The sequence below is a fragment of the Rhizobium pantanalense genome (genome assembly GCF_030182525.1).
Taxonomy (GTDB): domain Bacteria; phylum Pseudomonadota; class Alphaproteobacteria; order Rhizobiales; family Rhizobiaceae; genus Rhizobium.
Window position 1 is genome coordinate 1 of sequence record NZ_JAQJCH010000002.1, and the last position, 17,488, is coordinate 17,488.

Annotated in this window: 13 protein-coding genes; 8 read left to right on the top strand and 5 right to left on the bottom strand. The window is 58.6% G+C overall.

The features are described from left to right. Positions 1 to 338 precede the first annotated feature (338 nt). Positions 339 to 2,225, bottom strand: coding sequence for an MFS transporter (locus PH558_RS06145; RefSeq protein WP_285202754.1), 1,887 nt, complete (start codon positions 2,223 to 2,225; stop codon positions 339 to 341). Positions 2,226 to 2,595: 370 nt separating this feature from the next. Then, positions 2,596 to 3,795: an MFS transporter gene (locus PH558_RS06150; RefSeq protein WP_113407788.1), complete on the bottom strand. Its 1,200-nt coding sequence runs from the start codon at positions 3,793 to 3,795 to the stop codon at positions 2,596 to 2,598. A gap of 371 nt (positions 3,796 to 4,166) precedes the next feature. On the opposite strand from PH558_RS06150, the gene PH558_RS06155 reads away from it, so the two are divergent. From PH558_RS06155 to PH558_RS06180, 6 genes are all read left to right on the top strand, one after another. Next, positions 4,167 to 5,726: a B12-binding domain-containing radical SAM protein gene (locus tag PH558_RS06155; protein ID WP_285202755.1), complete on the top strand. Its 1,560-nt coding sequence runs from the start codon at positions 4,167 to 4,169 to the stop codon at positions 5,724 to 5,726. 456 nt (positions 5,727 to 6,182) lie between these two features. After that, positions 6,183 to 6,425, top strand: coding sequence for a DUF1127 domain-containing protein (locus PH558_RS06160; protein WP_113407406.1), 243 nt, complete (start codon positions 6,183 to 6,185; stop codon positions 6,423 to 6,425). A gap of 354 nt (positions 6,426 to 6,779) precedes the next feature. Continuing rightward, positions 6,780 to 7,451, top strand: coding sequence for a response regulator transcription factor (locus PH558_RS06165; RefSeq protein ID WP_285202756.1), 672 nt, complete (start codon positions 6,780 to 6,782; stop codon positions 7,449 to 7,451). Further along, positions 7,448 to 8,806, top strand: coding sequence for a sensor histidine kinase (locus PH558_RS06170; RefSeq protein ID WP_350223799.1), 1,359 nt, complete (start codon positions 7,448 to 7,450; stop codon positions 8,804 to 8,806). The genes PH558_RS06165 and PH558_RS06170 overlap by 4 nt, the downstream gene beginning before the upstream one ends. A gap of 99 nt (positions 8,807 to 8,905) precedes the next feature. Further along, positions 8,906 to 9,496, top strand: a complete 591-nt coding sequence (locus PH558_RS06175) for a class I SAM-dependent methyltransferase (RefSeq protein ID WP_285202757.1) — start codon at positions 8,906 to 8,908, stop codon at positions 9,494 to 9,496. Beyond that, positions 9,493 to 10,113, top strand: a complete 621-nt coding sequence (locus tag PH558_RS06180; RefSeq protein WP_285202758.1) for a DedA family protein — start codon at positions 9,493 to 9,495, stop codon at positions 10,111 to 10,113. The genes PH558_RS06175 and PH558_RS06180 overlap by 4 nt, the downstream gene beginning before the upstream one ends. A gap of 26 nt (positions 10,114 to 10,139) precedes the next feature. Here the strand turns inward: PH558_RS06180 and PH558_RS06185 are convergent, their stop codons facing one another. Further along, the gene (locus PH558_RS06185) at positions 10,140 to 11,171 is read right to left on the bottom strand and encodes a class I SAM-dependent methyltransferase (RefSeq protein WP_285202759.1); all 1,032 of its coding nucleotides are present in this window, start codon (positions 11,169 to 11,171) and stop codon (positions 10,140 to 10,142) included. A 172-nt stretch (positions 11,172 to 11,343) separates the two neighbouring features. Here PH558_RS06185 and PH558_RS06190 point away from each other — a divergent pair, with 172 nt between their 5' ends. Both PH558_RS06190 and PH558_RS06195 read left to right on the top strand, forming a co-directional pair. Next, on the top strand, positions 11,344 to 13,368 hold the full coding sequence (locus PH558_RS06190) for a putative bifunctional diguanylate cyclase/phosphodiesterase (protein WP_483314131.1): 2,025 nt from the start codon (positions 11,344 to 11,346) through the stop codon (positions 13,366 to 13,368). 34 nt (positions 13,369 to 13,402) lie between these two features. Next, a complete protein-coding gene (locus PH558_RS06195) occupies positions 13,403 to 13,789 on the top strand; it encodes an ester cyclase (RefSeq protein WP_285202762.1) in 387 nt (128 codons plus the stop codon). On the opposite strand, the gene PH558_RS06200 is transcribed toward PH558_RS06195, so the two are convergent. Both PH558_RS06200 and PH558_RS06205 read right to left on the bottom strand, forming a co-directional pair. Then, complete coding sequence (locus PH558_RS06200) at positions 13,786 to 14,988, bottom strand: MFS transporter (RefSeq protein WP_285202764.1); 1,203 nt, start codon at positions 14,986 to 14,988, stop codon at positions 13,786 to 13,788. The genes PH558_RS06195 and PH558_RS06200 overlap by 4 nt on opposite strands. A 120-nt stretch (positions 14,989 to 15,108) precedes the next feature. Continuing rightward, complete coding sequence (locus PH558_RS06205; protein ID WP_285202765.1) at positions 15,109 to 17,439, bottom strand: cation:proton antiporter domain-containing protein; 2,331 nt, start codon at positions 17,437 to 17,439, stop codon at positions 15,109 to 15,111. Between the last annotated feature and the right edge of the window lie 49 nt (positions 17,440 to 17,488).

The following is a 17,488-nucleotide window of genomic DNA, read 5'->3' on the forward strand; positions in this document are numbered from 1 at the left end:
TTCTTTAATCTACTAATTTTATAGACAATATAAAAACGTCAAATATCAGCAATGTCCGCGATGGCGAGGTATTCTTCTTGCGCCTGCGGAAACACGCGCCAGGGGTTTTCATGGATACAGTGCTCTATCTCGCTTCTCTCGCGCCGCGGCCAAGCCTTGCGGCAACCAAACGCGTCTGGTCGATTCTGCAGCATTTTCTGGCAGGCCTAATGGTCCTCTTTTCGCTTCTGGTGCTGCTGCACGCTGTTTGCGGAAGCTGAGATCCGCGCTTCCATCAGGAACTGAAGGGAAAACGAATGGGCCCGGCGTGCCGCATCTGAACGCCGGGCCTTATGCGGTTACTTGATGCTGTTCAGATCGACGCCCTTGGTTTCCCGAACGAAGATAAGGCCAATGATCAGAGTCATCGCAGCGATCGCGATCGGGTACCAGAGGCCATAGTAGATATCGCCCTTGGCGGCGCTCATGGCGAAGACCGTTGCCGGCAGCAGGCCGCCAAACCAGCCGTTGCCGATGTGATAGGGCAGCGACATGCCGGTATAGCGGATGCGGGTCGGGAACATCTCCACCAGGATTGCGGCGATCGGGCCGTAGACCATCGTCACGTAGATGACGAGGATGGTCAGGATGAGGATGGTCAGCGGCCAGTTGATGGCTGCGGGATCGGCAACCATCTTGAAGGCACCACCGTTGGGAATGGTGTAGACCGGCATATCGGTCGCGCCGCCCGCTTGATCCGCCGTCAGAAGCTTCGCCTTGACGAGATCCGCGACCGGAGTGACCGTCTTGTCGCCCGCCCGCACGGTTGCCGCATTGAGCCCGAGTTCCGGGTTTGCGGCGATGAAGGCATCCAGCTTGACATCCGGCACCTTGGCAGGATCGCGCGCCAGCGGGAAACCGGCCTTTTGCAGGGCAAGGTTCATGTCATGGGTGAATGCCGCGCTCTTGGCCGCTGCACCGGCACCTGCCGCTGCCGCATCGTAGGAGGTTATGGTCGCGTCGCCGATCTTGACGGTTGCCGGCTGTCCGGCTGGGCCTTCGGCGATCATGTAGGGCACGGACGACTTCGACAGGAAGGACGTGGCGATATCACATGAATTGTTGAACTGGTTGGTGAGGCCAACCGGATTGAACTGAAAAGTGCAATCGCCAGGAGCAGCCGTCACCGTCGCCCGAATGGTTTGCTCCGCTTGGGCAAGCGCCGGATTTGCGGCATTGGTCAATGCTTTGAAGAGCGGGAAATAGGTGAGGATCGCCAGCGCAAGGCCCGCCATGATGATCGGCTTGCGGCCGATCTTGTCGGACAACCAGCCGAAGAACACGAAGAAGCCGCTGCCGATCAGAAGCGCGATCGCGATCATGATGTTGACCGATTGGCCGTCGACCTTCAGCACGTTCTGCAGGAAGAACAGCGAGTAGAACTGGCCGGCATACCAGACGACCGCCTGGCCGGCGGTGAGGCCGAGCAGCGCGATCAAGGCGATCTTGGCATTCTTCCACTGGCCGAAGGCTTCGGAGAGCGGTGCCTTGGAGCCCTTGCCCTCTTCCTTCATCTTCTTGAAGGCCGGCGATTCACTGAGCGATAGCCGGATCCAGACGGAGATGGCGAGCAGAAGGCAGGAGAGAAGGAAGGGAATACGCCAGCCCCAGGCTGCGAAAGCCTCCTTGCCGAGCGCATTCTGCACGATCAGGATGACGATCAGCGACAGGAACAGGCCGAGTGTTGCCGTTGTCTGGATCCATGACGTGTAGTAGCCGCGTTTGTTGTCGGGCGCATGCTCGGCGACGTAGGTGGCGGCGCCGCCATATTCGCCGCCAAGCGCAAGGCCCTGCAGCAGGCGAAGGATGATCAGGATGACAGGCGCGGCGATGCCCCAGCTCGCCGATCCGGGAAGGACGCCGACCAGGAAGGTCGAAAGACCCATGATCAGGATCGTGACGAGGAAGGTGTACTTACGTCCGACAAGATCGCCGATGCGCCCGAAGACGAGGGCGCCGAACGGCCGGACGAGGAAGCCTGCGGCAAAGGCGAGCAGGGCGAAGATATTGCGGGTTGCTTCCGGATAGTCGCTGAAGAAGGCCGTGCCGATGAAGGCGGCCAGAGAACCGTAAAGATAGAAATCGTACCATTCGAACACGGTTCCGAGGGAGGAGGCGAAGATGACCTTCTTCTCCTCCCTGGTCATGCCTCGACTCGTCGTCTCGGCCACGGACGTGGATGCCATGAATCAATCCTCCCAATTGCACCAGGGACATGGTCAAAAGACCCGTGTCATGTCCCCCATAATGACATTACGCAGGACTTTCCTGCCGATGGGCGCGGAAAGTCGCGCCAGTGGATGCTCTCCTGATTTCCTCCCCCAGGAGATCACGCACCTGATGCATATGTGAGTGTTGGCCAAAAATTGAAAATTGCAATGGCTGCAACCGCTGTTGCTCATGGAAATCTGTGTGTAAGTATCAAGAAATATGAATATGTCATTGCCCGGCGTAACGGCCGGGGCTTGTCGCCGGCAAAAGCGCTGTCGGGCGCGACGAAATGTGAGGCACCCGACATGGTTCGCAGATGTGAGTCCAGGCCTTTTCGCGCTGATTTCAGGCCGGCTGCAGCTGCAAGCGCCGCATTGGCGGAAAGGCGAGCGCGATAGCGGCAGCCCCCAGCCCCACCATGGAGGAGCCGATGAAGAGCCAGGAATAATTGGCGAAGGTATCGAAGACCCAGCCGCCGATCAAAGGTCCGGCTGCCATGCCGATGCTCGAGAGCATCGATGCTGCGCCAAAGACGGTGCCGATGACGCGCGGTCCGAAATATTCGCGCGCGAGCACGGCATAAAGCGGCATGACGCCGCCATAGGCACTTCCGAAGATGACCGCCAGTGCATAGAACTCGCCGAGCTCGCTGACCAGCAGATAGGTAGCAAGCGCCGCGGCCTGTACCAAGAGGCCGGCAACCAGAACTGGCTTGACGCCGAGGCGATCGGCCAGCGTCCCGTAAAGAAGACGGCCGCCAAGACCCGCAAGGCCCTCGACACTGTAGATGCTGACCGCTGCCATCGGCCCCACGCCGCAGATGGTAGCGTAGCTGACCATGTGGAAGATCGGTCCGGAATGGGCTGCACAGCAGGCAAAGAAGGTCGCGCCGAGCACGAGGAACTGCGGCGAGCGGAAGATCCGGCCAAGGGGTAGGATCTGCTCTTCCCTCTGCCCGCCCAGGCCGGTGGCTTCGGCAAGAACAGGTGCCCGCCGCACTAGCAGTGCCGCCGGTATCAGCAGAATCCAGGCCATGATGCCGATGATGAGCATGGCGAAACGCCAATCGTAAGCGGAAATCAGATAGCGGGCGAAAGGTGATACCGTCATCGGTGCAACGCCCATACCGGCTGAGACCAGCGATACCGCAAGACCTCTGCCCTCGTCGAACCAGGCGGTCGTCGCAGCGATCATCGGTGCGAAGAAGGCGCTGGCGGCAAGGCCGACGAGAATGCCGTAGGTCAACTGGAATTGCAGAAGCGAGCCCGCCCGACTTGCCAGGACAAGCGCCAGCCCAAGCAGCAACGCGCCGATCACCACCACGATGCGGATGCCGAAACGATCGCTTGCGGCACCCCAAGCAAAGGCGCCGAGGCCCATGGTCAGGAAATTCAGCGTCATGGCGGCGGCGATACCCGCATGCGACCAGCCCGTATCGGCAGCGATCGGTACCTGAAAGATCGCCAGGGAAAACATCGCGCCGAGCGCTACACAGGTCATCAGCGCGCCAGCACCGACAATCACCCAACGATAGGACGAACTCATTTTGCAGCTCCCTTCATCCGGTTCCGCGCGAAAGATCGGATAATATCCTTTCGCGTCATATCTGGAATAAAGACGATTGCGCCGGGTCGATTTCGACAGTGCCGCCGGAAAAATTTTTACAGCGTTGCAAACGATGCTTATGAAAGCCCGCCGCCGAGATTGCAGGAGGCAATGGGGATGTCGATCCATGAATCTCGCGTCGCTGCCAGCATCCGGAATTTAATCTTGAGCTCATATAGGCCTGCTAAAACAGCCGCCTCGATGCTGGAAGACCCTGCTTCGCGGCCGTAAGGCCGGCGCATGCAGCTGCAAATGACATACAGGCTCAAAGCAATACCGAACCAGATTCATATCATGGAGCGGACCATTCAATGGCTCATATCGTCATCATCAATCCGCGTTTCGAAACATCCTATTGGGGCATGGAGCACGCTCTGCCGCTGTTCGACGTGAAGGCCAACCTTCCGGTGGCCTGCCTGCCTTTGCTGGCGGCGCTGACGCCGGCCGAGCATACCGTCACTCTGATGGACGAGAATATCGAGCCGATAGACTACGCCCTTTGCGAGAAGGCCGATATCGTTGCGCTGACGGGCATGATCGTCCAGCGCTTCCGAATGACCGAAATCCTGACCGAACTCAAACGGCGCAACTGTTTCACCGTCGTCGGCGGACCTTGGGCTACGGTCAAGGAGGATTATTTCGGCAATCTCGTCGATGTCTCCTTCATCGGCGAGGCGGAAGAGACCTGGCCGAAATTCCTGGCTGAATGGCAGGAGGGTCATTATGCGCGACGCTACGAACAGGCCGACAAGACGGATATGAGCAAGGTGCCCGTGCCGCGCTTCGATCTCCTGAAGATGGATGAATATGCTGTCGGCAGCATCCAGTTTTCGCGCGGCTGTCCCTTCACCTGCGATTTCTGCGATATCATCGTCGTTTTCGGCCGTAAGCCGCGCATTAAGACCAGCACGCAAATCATCGCCGAGATGGAGGCCTTGCTCGCCTCAGGAATGGATACGGCTTTCATCGTCGACGACAACCTGATCGGCAACAAGAAGGCGATCAAGGAAGTCCTGCGGGATGTCGTCTCGTGGCAGGAGCGCCATCATTACCCGATGACGTTCCTGACGGAGGCGTCCATCGATCTGGCTGACGATGCCGAACTGATGCAGCTGATGGTCGATGCCAATATCCGTGTCGTCTTCATCGGTATCGAAACCCCGAACGAGGAGGCGCTGCGCGAAACCAAGAAACTGCAGAACCTGCGCAAGGGCGGGACGATGCTGGAGAAGATCCACACGATCCAGCAGACCGGCATGGAAGTCTGGTGCGGCATGATCCTTGGCTTCGACAGCGACGATGCGACCATTTTCGATGCGCAGCGGATTTTCATTAGGGATGCGCGCATCGTCAACGCCATGATCGGCATGCTGGCGGCAATTCCGAAGACGCCGCTCTATACGCGCCTCGCCAAGGAAGGCCGCCTCGATCACGACGATCCGCCCGCCTACGGCACCAATGTCATCCCGCTCAATCTCTCGCGCGAAACCCTGCGGGACGGATATCTTTCCGTTCTGAGCGATCTGCACGAGCCGGCCGCCTATTTCGATCGGCTGGATGCGCTTTACATCGATGCGGGTATCGAACCGGAAAGTACCCGCTTACGCCACCTGCGCCGCCATCCGCTGCGCCTGCTGGCACTCAACGCGACATGGGCGTTCGAGGCGGTCGGGATTTTCCTCAGATTGATGCGCCGGGTTAAGGAGGCCGATTTGCGCGCCGCTTACCGTGCGCGGCTTTTCAATCTCCTGCGGCATCGGCGCTCTCCCGTCGTCCTGCAAATCTATGCCATCAAATGCGCCATGCATTATCACGCCCATATCATGGTGCAGCAGATGCGCACCGGCGGCGGCATCGTCAATTCGTTTTAGCGAGCTCTGTAAGTTCTGCTAGTCGTTGGGCCTGCCTTGCGGCGGCAGTCTCATGTTTCGTTCGCAGCCGATTCGACACCGTCGTCACTGTTGCTTCGATGCAACATATTGTGCCGGATATCTGCAATTCGAAATTGTGGGGTTGCCGATTTACGGATCTCGCGTATGATTACGCCCATCCGCAAATCGAACAAGGAGGCGTGACATGCATAATCTACATATGTTTACATACGTCTCTGGCGGAATGATGTCGACGGCCTTGGTGTGTGCTACGCCAGCGGCAGGACGACTCTATAATTAGAGCTAAAAAAGCTTTATCTGCCGCCACTTAGGCGTTTTTCCATTAAACCTAAATGACTTGCCTAGGGAATGATTTGGTGCGTCGTTGACGCACCGACTCCTGAAGCCGGTCAAGCTTCAAGAGGACCTGGTCGCGTGATTGCGCCAGGTATAACGATGACTCGTTCACAATTTTTAGTTGCCGAAAGTTTGACGGCAACAGTCGATGAACTGTACCAGAAATTCGGTGCCTGGAGAACTGTACGCGCCCTGCTGTTTGTCGCCTGGAAACGGCGGCAGATCTATGAGGACGTATCCGGATTATCGAATTATCAGCTTCGTGATATCGGCCTTCCCGAGCGTGAGGAAGGGCTGGATTATCGCAGCTTGCTGGCGTTGCATGTGAGCCGCCTTAAATGAGGTGGGCTTGATGCAGATGGATGCTTTACGGCTCGTCCTTCTTGACCTCTGCTGGTTCGAGAATGGCGGTGCGGCTGCGAAATCACGACGGACGGGAAACCATTTGCACGGTGGGTTCACCCCTCCGTTCGCCGTAGCTTACCTATCGGCCGTCACGCGGCGGATATCGCAGGGGGAGGCGATGCCTTCCCCGGTGACCACTGGTATCGAAAGCCGAGATTGGCCGGCATCTTCGCATATCGGCGGTGTGTCGGTCCCAATTCTCCAGTGAATAAAGAAGTGTTGCCTGAAGAGGGTCGCAATCTTCTCGCAATCCGCCTATGCAATGCAGTCGTTCCATTTGGGGATGGTTCGTTGCGGATATTGTTGCTGGAAGATGAGCCGGAAATGGCTGCGGCGCTGAGCGCTGCGTTGCAGGCTCGCGATGCCATCGTCGATCACGTATCGATCCTGGCCGATGCTGAAGAGGCTGCGATAAATCTCCCTTATGATGTCATTCTCCTCGACCGGCAGGTTCCGGATGGCGATGGCTTGTCGATCATTCCGAAGCTGCGCGCGGCCGGCGTCAATACGCCCGTTATCGTGTTGACGGCACGCGGCGATCTCGACGACCGTATCGGCGGTCTTGATACCGGCGCCGACGATTATCTCGTCAAGCCTTTTGCCATGGAGGAGCTTCTGGCGCGACTGCGGGCCATCCTGCGTCGTCCGGGTGAGGTGCGGACCGAGGTGATGAATTTCGGCAGGCTGTCTTATGACTTCGGTTGTCATGACATCCTGATCGAAGGTGAACGGCTCGAACTGCCACGCCGGGAAGTTCTGGTCTTCGAGGCGCTTGCGCGCCGGCTTGGTCGCACGGTGTCGCGCCACGCTCTGGAGGAGGCTGTCTACGGGTTCAGCGAAGATATCCAATCGAATACGCTGGATGCGCATATCTCCCGTCTTCGCCGCAAGCTCGCCTCCGTGGAGCCCGGGCTGGAGATCCATCCCGTTCGCGGCATCGGCTATCTGATGAGACTGAAATGATGAGCGCAAGCCAGCCCTCCCTGCGTTGGCGTCTCGTATCGCGCCTGTCATTCCTGCAGACGATTTTCCTGTCGCTGCTTGCGGTGCTCATCGTGGCTGCTCTTTGGGCCACCGGCAGTTTCATCTCTCTTCAGCCGGAAGATGAGACTATCAATGCCATCTCCCATTCCCTTGCGCGCGATCAGAATGGCACGCTTGTGCTGAAGGAGACGTCGACGCTTGCGGCACGGCGTGGAGATTTGCCAGGCCTCTGGTTCGTCGTGCGTGATCGCAGCGGCGCTACGATCAAGGACGGAAACGTGCCTCCGGCCTATGCGGCGATCGGTGCCGCGCTCGACGGCGTCGGACAGGCCCGTTTCGGCAGCAATCTCGGTGGCAGCATCGTGCCCGCCGCCCGGCTGCAATGGGTGTCGTCTCCGGCCGGCGAGATCCAGGTTCTGACGGGTATGGACGGCAACGTATCGACGGTCCGCATCCTTGGAGCCATGAGCATTATCTTCTTCAGCGCCCTTTTGCCGCTGCTGATCGTCACGGCGATCGCAACGATGATTGCCGCGCCGCTCGTGGTTCGCCGCGCTTTTTCTTCGCTCGATTCTGCGGTTGCCCGCGCCGGACAGATCGACATCAATTGCCAGGGTACGCGGCTGCCGGTCGACGATGTTCCACGCGAGATCCTGCCGCTTGTCGAAGCCGTCAATGATGCGCTGAGGCGGCTGGACGAAGGCTATGAGCGGCAGAAGCGTCTTTTCTCCCATCTTGCCCATGAGTGGCGTACCCCGGTCGCGATCCTGCAGACACGTCTCGATAGCCTGCCGGCAGGCCCTTTGAAGGAGCGGCTGTTTGAGGATACGGTGCGCCTTGCGACGCTTGCTGAGCAGTTCCTCGATCTTCAGCGCCTCAATCATCGCTTCGAGCCGGCTTCGGTCGATCTCGTAGACGTCGCCGAGCACGTCGTTTCGGAGCTGGCACCGCTTGCGATCGCCGCCAATTACGAGCCCTGCTTCGTGAGGGACGAGGAGGTGGTGGAGGTTCTCGGTGATCGCATGGCCATCGAGCGGGCCGTCACCAACCTCCTGCAGAATGCGATCCAGCATGGCGGCCGCCATGGCAGGATCACTGTCCACGTCAGTCGTGCCACCGGCATTACCGTAACCGACGAAGGAAGCGGCATCCCGGAGGAGGAGCGCGATCGCATCTTCGAACCGTTTCATCGCCTCCAGGGACGCGGCAAAGGGTTCGGTCTCGGGCTCAACCTCGTTCGGGAAATTGCCAGGCTTCACGGTGGAAAGGTTTGCGTTATCGATGGACCGACCGGTGGTGCAGCTTTCAGATTGAGCTTCCCGATGGCCGGATAAGTCGTTGCGGATTCCCGGGTGCAATGTTCCCGCAATCGGCTCGCCTTAGGAAAAGCCTGCCGCGCAGGCGAATCTTTCAAGCCCTACTGGCGGGAACACATGTCAAACACTTCTCTATTTCTGCGAACTCTCTTGACCAATCCGCGCATGGTCGGGGCCATAGCGCCCTCCGGTTCAATGCTGACCAATCTGATTACTAGCGAAGTCGATCCTTCGGCGGGTCCGGTTCTGGAGCTCGGCCCCGGAACGGGTGTGTTCACGCAGGCCTTGCTTGCGCGCGGCATATGCGAAAGGGATATTACGTTGATTGAGTCCGCTCATGGTTTTGCCAGCCTGCTTCGCCAGCGGTTTCCCGATGCTCGTGTCGTCTGCGCCGATGCCGCGCGGCTTGGTACTCACAACCTGCCGGACGGCGTGCAGTTCGGCTGTGCGATCAGTGGCCTTCCATTGCTGAATATGTCGCCGAAGACGGTAATAGCCATTCTGACCGGGGTCTCGTCGCGGCTGCGTGACGGCGGCGCCCTCTATCAATTCACCTATGGTGTCCACTGTCCGGTGCCGCATCGGCTGCTCGATCGGTTCGGCTTCAAGGCAACGCTGCACGGCTGGGTGCTGCGTAACTTCCCACCCGCCAGGGTCTATAAGATCGTGCGGCGCAAGCCGCTCCATTACCCGGCTGTTGTCGTATGAATGGTTCCTCTCATCTGTTGGATATGCTGCCCGATCTGGCGGCATGGGGGCTGCTTGGTCTTGCGCTGTGTTCGGCGGTCGAGAAACTCGTCCCAGTCATACCATCCGCCGGCATGCTCTTGATGCTGGGTATGTTGGGTGTCGTCCATCCTTCAGATCTGCTCACCGTGATTGCCATTACCGCGGCTGGTTCAACGTCAGGCTCGTTGCTCTGGTACGGAATGGGCCGATGGCTAGGGCCTGAACGTGGCGACATCTTCGTGCTGAAGGTGGCCAGGTATCTGGATATTAAAGAAGAGTGGTATCTGCGTCTGAAGCGCAATTATCATGGTAATCTGATACGGGTCACGTTCTTCGGCCAGCTTGTGCCTGTTGTCCGGGCCTATATGGCATTTCCGGCAGGCGTGCTCGCCATGCCGCTGCCAGGCTTCGCTATCGCAACATTCTGCGGCGCATTGATTTGGAATACGCCGTTTGTGGTATCGGGCTACTTGCTGCGGAGGCAGATATTTGCACCAGATACAGCAGCGCCTGCCGCTATTGCAGCAATCGCTTTGGTTAATTTTCTGGTGCTTGCTCTGTTCCGACTTCGCCGGCCAAGCCGCAGCGCGGCTTAGCCGGTCATCTCGTCGCTTGCCGTCGTCTATACGGTCAGAACGGCATATATGACGCCGCCATTCTCGCCGCGTGTAAGGGAAACATCGGCGATCGGGTGTTTGACCTTGTCGATGATCGACTGGACATCCTCGTCCGTTCGCCAGATCAGCGGCCAATTCATGAAGGTCTCCATATAACCTTCGACACCGATATCCTTGGCGAAGTTTGCGAGCAGGAACTTGCCGCCGGGCTTCAGCATCTGCAGGCAGCGTTCCGTCAGTCGCACGGCTACGCTTTCGGCCAGATAGTCGTAGAGGCCTGCTGCATAGATGAAGTCGAACGTACCAAGCTTCTGCGCACGCCCCAGAATGGTGCGGACGGAGCCGTTGATCGCTTCGATGCAGCTGCCATGGAAGGCCGAGCTCACCGTCCCGACGCTGACCGGATCCTGGTCAAGCGCGACCCAGCGCTTGAGGCTGCCGCTCTGCAGAGCCTTTGACAGCTCCGCTTCACGAAGATGGCCGGCCGCAATCGCCAGAACTTCGGCGCCATCCGTCGCCTCCGCCACCGCATCAACATGCGCTGCCAGGATCTTGCGCCTTTCGCGCACGGCAACGGCGGATGCTGCACGCCGGGTAAAATCGTAAACTTCAGCGCCCAGCGCCGAAGCTTCCGCCACCTGTGCGGCAACGGCTGGATGTTCGTAAATGAAATCCAGCAGGTAGGCATCCCCGCTGTAGCCGCGCGGCTTTTCGAAGGACCATCGCGTCAGAGGGTCCTGCAGCAGGTAGGACGACACGGGATGACCCTGCGCAACGGAGGCCAAATGGGCCCATGTCAAGGGTGTCGTCTTGTTTTTCAGCGCCTGCAGACGCTCGGTCAAGGCCTTCATCGTGCCTGGAACGGGTGCGTTTGCTTCGAAGGCCTGCTGCGTAAGGGAGAGAATGAGGGCGAGTTCGGCCTCGCCCTCCTTAATTTGGTCGGTTGTAAGGTTGTTACCGGACGATCTCGTATGTTCCGAGATGGACTGGGAGGTAACGAGGCTGAAGCCATCAAGAGCGGTTTGAAATTGTTTCAATTTTAAATCATTCCGTGAACACTACGCAAACCATATCTCATATAAAAATTGAGCGCTATGGTTTTGTTAATGTCGCTGCGGCAACGCTGTCGTTATCAAACGGATCAAATTAGCCGCCGTGGTGAAGCGAGCGATTTGTGCATTCGAGCGACGCAAAGGTAACGCGGTGGACATGAAGTCTCGGCTAACTCGGGTGATGATGAGCATGCGTCGATTGTCGGGAAACAGCGATCTTGGTCAGAGCGAGCCTCGCATGACTAACCGCCCCGATGAGCTGCGCGCGCTCTACAAAGCCTATAGCAACGATGCGCGGTGTGCCCTGGCTCGCAGCGGTCTGTGGCTTGCCGTGCCCGTTTATATCCTCTTCCTGATCACGGATCTGGTCTTCATTCCCGACGTCTCGCGCGTGACGATCCCCGCGCGGTTTCTGATCGGGGGCTTTTCGCTTCTGATCCTGGAAATGCAGTTTTCGCGGCAACGTCCTGCCGGCGAGCTTGAGGCGACATGTGCTGCGGCTGTCGTTCTTGGATATGTCGTGTGGCTGCTGCCGGCATTGCAGACGGTCAATGCCGAGGCATTCTCCTATTATGCCGCCTTCGGCGCCATCTTCATGATGGGCGTTAACCTTTTCTTCAGCCTCGAATTCGGTCTGGCACTGCTCTCGTCGGGGCTGATCTTCGCCTTTTTCCTGCTGTCGCTGACGGAGTTTCATTACAGCGCCGCCTATTGTCTGGCCTTCACCACCTTCTATCTCTGCTGCTTCGTGTTCACCTCCTATGTGAACTGGAAACTGAACAAGGAGCGTTTCAACGTCTTTCTCAATGCCAGGGAAGCGGAGCTACAGCAGCGCCAGGCGACTGAACGCGGCGAGGCGCTTCTACGGCTTTCCATCACGGATTCCCTGACCGGGATGGAAAACAGAAGAGCCGCGGATATAAGGCTGAAACAGTTTTGGGATCGCTGGCGCGAGAAGGGCGCTGCATTCGCCATCCTGCTGGTCGATGTCGACTTCTTTAAGAAGTACAATGATTATTACGGCCATCAGGAGGGTGATCACTGTCTTGTGACGGTTGCCAATGCGCTGTCGAATATCGTTGCTCCACTCGGGGCAACGGTCGGACGTTACGGCGGCGAGGAATTCATCGTTATCCTCGATCTGGAGAGCAGTTCTGATGCGCTGGCCCTGGCGGATGCCATTTGTCAGGGGATAGAGGCTCTTGATATCGTCCATGCACAACGTCTGGACGGCTTCCGGCATGTCACGGTGAGCGTTGGAGCGACCATTACGAGAGACGTCGCCGGCGCGAAGCTGGAGAATGTGATCAACGAGGCCGACCGTGCGCTGTATTCGGCAAAGGCGAGCGGCCGCAATTGCGCACGGATATTCGATCCGAACGAGCTGCCCGGCGGTGATGCGAGCGAGAATATCGCAGCCATTCTGAAGATCGCCATCCAGCAGAACCTCGTCTCGCTGGTTTATCAGCCGATCCAATATCTCCAGACCGGAGAAATCGGTGCCTATGAAGCTCTGATGCGTCTGCAGTTGCTCGATGGGTCGAATGCTTCTCCGGCCGTCTTTATCCCGATAGCGGAGCGCACCGGGGCCATCATGGAGCTCGGCTATTGGGCGATCAGAAGGGCCTGCTGTGATTTGCTTACCCGCGACATTGTCGACACGGTCAGCATCAACGTCTCCCCGATCCAGCTGCGAGCTCCGGGTTTCGCCGCGCAGGTGGCCGCTATTCTGGCGGAAACGGGCGTCTCGGGTCATCGGGTGGCGTTTGAGATCACCGAGGGAGTCGATATGGAGATACGCCCCGATGTCCTCGACAGCATTCAGGATCTGAAGAAGCTCGGCATCAAATTCTGGCTGGATGATTTCGGCACAGGTTTTGCCGGGTTGTCGTGGCTTCGCCTGATGGAGTTCGAAACAGTCAAGATCGACAAATCCTTCCTGCATGACGCGGCAAGCAACGACGGTGCGAAGATCCTTCTCGAGGATATCATCGGTCTGGTGCGCAATCGCGGCCATCGCATCCTGGTCGAGGGCGTGGAGGACGAGGAGCAACTCAATCTCGTCAAATCCTTTGGCATCGATGCCGTTCAGGGATACCATATCGGCCGTCCGGCACCTGCGCTCAAGCATCCGATCACGATGATGCATACAGGCCGCCGCCGTCTGCAGGCATCGGCCTGAAGCACAGGCCGTCTCCAGGTCGAGGGTGATGAGAATGGCAAACGTCGATCTGTCCGAGATCTACCGAGGCTATATTGCCTGTCTCAACGGACAAGATTGGCCAAATCTGCGTAAATTCGTCCACGAAGACGTGTGCTATAATGGCGCCCATGTCGGGCTATCAGGCTATCGGCAAATGCTCGAAGATGATTTTCGCGCCATTCCCGATCTTCATTTCGATATCACTTTACTGATCTGCGAACCGCCACGCGTCGCAAGCCGCCTGCAATTTGATTGCAGGCCGACGGGCTTGCTGTTTGGTATGGCGGTGAATGGCAGAAGGGTACAGTTTGCCGAGAATGTCTTCTATGAGTTTCTGGACAGGCGAATCCGGAACGTCTGGTCTGTCATCGACAAGGCGGCAATCGCGGCCCAGCTCTAGGACTTTTTCCCGAGGCGCAACGCTATGAAGCCTGCTACGAACGCCGCGAGGCCGCTTGCAATAATCGGGCCGGAATAGCTGCCGGTATGGTCGAAAATAAAGCCCGCTGCGGTTGGCCCGATCAGGGCTGCTACACCCACGGCCGAATAGAGATACCCGATAACTGCACCAATCTGGCGCGTGCCGAACAAGTCGGCGGCGACAGCCGGATAAAGGCCGACGCACCCGCCATAGCTCATGCCGAAGATCAATGCGAATAAAGTGAGCTGGATCATGCCTGATGCCGACGCCCATATGGCAAAGGAGGCGGCGACTGCAAGGGTGAGCGATGCCAGCAGTTGCCGGCGGCCGAAACGATCTCCCAAGCCTGCCAGAAAGAAGCGGCCGATGACGCTGCCGACACCGATAACGCTAACGAGGGTGGTTCCGTCCTGAATCGAAAGACCCATGTCGCGGGCGGCGGCGACGATATGAACGTAGGGGATGAAGGTGCACAAAGAGGACAGGAGCAGCACAATATAGAAAAGCCAGAACCGTTCGTCGCGCCATATAGCGGGGAGCTTGGGGTTGCCGGCGTGCGCCGGGGACGAGATCGTACCGTCCCGGCGCTTGCGGACAAGCAGTGCCGCCGGCACGCCAAAAACGGCGGCGATGCAGGCAAGCGCCAGGAAACACCCTCGCCAGCCGATGAAGGGAAGAGCCTGGCCGATGGCGAAGGGCAGGATCAAGGTGCCAAGGCCAATCCCCGCCGTCGCGATGCCCGACGCCTGGCTTCGTTTGTGGATGAACCAGGATTGCACCGCTCCGATCGCGGGAACATATGACAGGCCGATCCCAAACCCGACGCCGAAGCCATACCAGATGTAAAGTGCCGTCAGGGATCCGGCACGACTGCCGCCGATGTAGCCAATGATCATTGCTGCCAGTCCCAGAAGAACCAGGCTGCGCGGTGACCATCTGTCGGCGAGAGGCCCGGCAATCGCGCCAAGCGAGTAGAAGAGAAATGCGGAAATGGAGAAGACGAGGGCGATCTCTCCGCGCGACGCATCGAATTCCGCAGCAAGCCCCGGCAAAGTGGCGGAGAAGGAGTAGGCGGCTCCGAACGTCACGGTCGTCAGCACATGGGTGGCGGCGACGACCTTCCATCCCTCACGCGTATCGGCTTCTTCATGGTTACGCGAAAGGGTAAGGTCGGACATCGGTGCGCTCGGTCAAATCATGTTGCCGGCCAATATGGCCCAGGAGGCAGCATAGGAAAAATGAATAGCGTTGATGTCTTTTATCGATTCTCCTGATTCATCTCATGGCTGATGGTCGGTTTATTCGGGAATTGCCGGCGAGGAAGAGGCCAGATCGGTTTCGATGAAAATGCAGGATCTGTCGGCGGTCTGCAGCATCGTGTCGGCGACGCTTCCGTAGGAAAGGCTGCCGCTGGCTCTTTTGCTTACGCCGAGCACGATCAGATTATACCCGCCGCTGCGTGCATGCCGCAGGATCGAGAGCTCCGGCGAGGGGCCTTGCTGCACGACCCTTTCGATCTGCACGCCATAATAATCTGCAATTGCACCGACCTTGTTCAAAATATCCCGATGGTCGCTGCCGCGGTCGCTGATGCGTGGAATGGCGCTGGCGTTGCGCGGCTCGACGATTAACAACAGCGCGCAATGGGCGTTTGCCGCCTTTGCGATCGCGAGCCCGAATTCGGCAGCGCGGATGGAACGCTCCGTGCCGCTGACGGGCAGGAGGATCCGCAGATCCCCCGGATTCTTTGGAAGCGAGCCGCGTGCCGTTATGATCGCCGAAATTCCCTGGAACGCCGATGTCATGACCTGCAGCGACGGGCCAAAGCGGCCATCGTCTCCCATGGAGGGTTCGATGCCCGCAAGGAGAAGATCGTGGCCTGTATCGGAGACGTCTTCGAGTACAGTTTCGAGTTTGTCGCTCTTTTCTCGAACTGTCACATGGATATCGCCTTGGCCAGCCAAACTCTGTTCCGGTGGCGCAGACGCAAGCAGGTCGGTGGCGTATTGGCGCAGATCTTCCGCGATTGTCTTGGCTTGCGACGCTGGACGCAAGTCTCCCGATGCATCGGGCGCGTCCAGAGTTTCATCGGCTTCGCGCGCATCCATCACCGTGACGGGCATCTTGCGCGTCACCGCGAAGAAAGCGGCGATCCAGGTTGCCAGACGGCTGCTTTGTGAACCGTCGACAGCCAGTAGGATGCGTTCAAAATTTCCGAGGAAGCTCTCGCTTTCGAATTGTTCGCGCTCCAGACGATTGCGTTCCTCTTCGCGCAGCGGCAGGCGGGCAAGTGCCCAACGAAGCGTCGGCGGCATCGCCATCGTGGTGATGACGGCCATCGCGACGATGACGGAGAAGAGTTTTTCGTCCAGCACGCCGACCGACAGGCCTATGGTCGCGACGATCACTTCCGTCGATCCCCTTGCATTCATGCCGCAGCCGAGCGCCAGGGCCTCCGATGCCGAATAGCCGCCGAACCTGGCGGCGGCAAAAGCGCCGCCGAACTTGCCGATGCTAGCTATGACCACGACGGCAGCCGTCAGCAGCAGGATGGAGGGATCGGCAAGCACGGTGAGATCGGTCTGCAGGCCGGTCAGCCCGAAGAAGACGGGCATGAACAGAGCCGTCGTCAAGGCGCGAAGCTGCACATCGATCTGACGTGTGAGAATGGGCGATTCACCGACCAGAATGCCGGCAACGAAGGCGCCGAGCACGGTATGGACGCCGATGAGGTTGGTGATGATCGCCATCGTACCCATGATTGCGATGATGGCGCTGAGCACGGGCAGGTCGCTGCGGAAATTGTCGTTGGTCCAGCGGATAATTTCGAAGACTACCCGTCTGCCGACGGTGAAGCTGACGGCCATGAAGGCCAGCGTCCCGATCACGCTGGTTGCCAACGTCGTGAGATCGACCGTGCCTTTTTCGGCAAGACCGAATGTTATCGCGATGATGACCCACCCGATCGTATCGTCGATGATGGCGGTGGCGACGATCAGTTGGCCGATGTTCCGGCGCATGAAGTCCATCTCGCGAACCACGGAAGCGACGATCTTCACCGAGGAGATGGAAAGCGCAGTGCCCAGGAAGAGGGAGGTTACCAACCGCTTTTGAGGATCGGGAAGCAAGGCGTCGGGGATGAGCTCGCCCAAGGCAAATCCCGCAGCGAAGGGAATGACGATGCCGGTCAGCGAGACGCCGGCCGCGGATTTGCGCAGGCGTTTCGCAAGACCGAGATCGGTCTCCATGCCTGCGAGCAGCAAAAGAAAGAGAATGCCGAGCTGACCGATCGCATCGGTCATGCTCTTCTGTGCTTCATCTGAAGGAAAAAGGTTTGCCTGTGCATGCGGGAAGATCAGGCCGAAGAGGGAGGGGCCGAGAATGATGCCGGCGATAATCTGGCCCATGATGGACGGCTGGCCGATGCGCACCATCAATTCGCCGAGCAATCTGCCCGATACGACAAGCAGAATGATTTGGACCAGAAACAGCCCTTCCGAAGGGTGGCTCGCCTTCTGCCCTTCGGCGGCGAAGGCGGATTGCGCAATCGGCAGCAATAGGGTGATGGCAATGAGAGTGATAAGGGCGCTTGACGGAAATGCTTTTAAGACATTCTGACGTGACGGCATGGACTGATCCCACTGAGCAGCAGGAAAAACGCGCCAGAGCCTTTGCCGT

What these genes read in the sequence shown, in the direction of transcription:
- PH558_RS06145 (WP_285202754.1), bottom strand. Translation starts at nt 2,225, where the DNA reads ATGGCATCCACGTCCGTGGCCGAGACGACGAGTCGAGGCATGACCAGG.
- PH558_RS06190 (WP_483314131.1), top strand. Translation starts at nt 11,344, where the DNA reads ATGAAGTCTCGGCTAACTCGGGTGATGATGAGCATGCGTCGATTGTCG.
- PH558_RS06150 (WP_113407788.1), bottom strand. Translation starts at nt 3,795, where the DNA reads ATGAGTTCGTCCTATCGTTGGGTGATTGTCGGTGCTGGCGCGCTGATG.
- PH558_RS06175 (WP_285202757.1), top strand. Translation starts at nt 8,906, where the DNA reads ATGTCAAACACTTCTCTATTTCTGCGAACTCTCTTGACCAATCCGCGC.
- PH558_RS06195 (WP_285202762.1), top strand. Translation starts at nt 13,403, where the DNA reads ATGGCAAACGTCGATCTGTCCGAGATCTACCGAGGCTATATTGCCTGT.
- PH558_RS06180 (WP_285202758.1), top strand. Translation starts at nt 9,493, where the DNA reads ATGAATGGTTCCTCTCATCTGTTGGATATGCTGCCCGATCTGGCGGCA.
- PH558_RS06155 (WP_285202755.1), top strand. Translation starts at nt 4,167, where the DNA reads ATGGCTCATATCGTCATCATCAATCCGCGTTTCGAAACATCCTATTGG.
- PH558_RS06205 (WP_285202765.1), bottom strand. Translation starts at nt 17,439, where the DNA reads ATGCCGTCACGTCAGAATGTCTTAAAAGCATTTCCGTCAAGCGCCCTT.
- PH558_RS06200 (WP_285202764.1), bottom strand. Translation starts at nt 14,988, where the DNA reads ATGTCCGACCTTACCCTTTCGCGTAACCATGAAGAAGCCGATACGCGT.
- PH558_RS06170 (WP_350223799.1), top strand. Translation starts at nt 7,448, where the DNA reads ATGATGAGCGCAAGCCAGCCCTCCCTGCGTTGGCGTCTCGTATCGCGC.
- PH558_RS06160 (WP_113407406.1), top strand. Translation starts at nt 6,183, where the DNA reads ATGACTCGTTCACAATTTTTAGTTGCCGAAAGTTTGACGGCAACAGTC.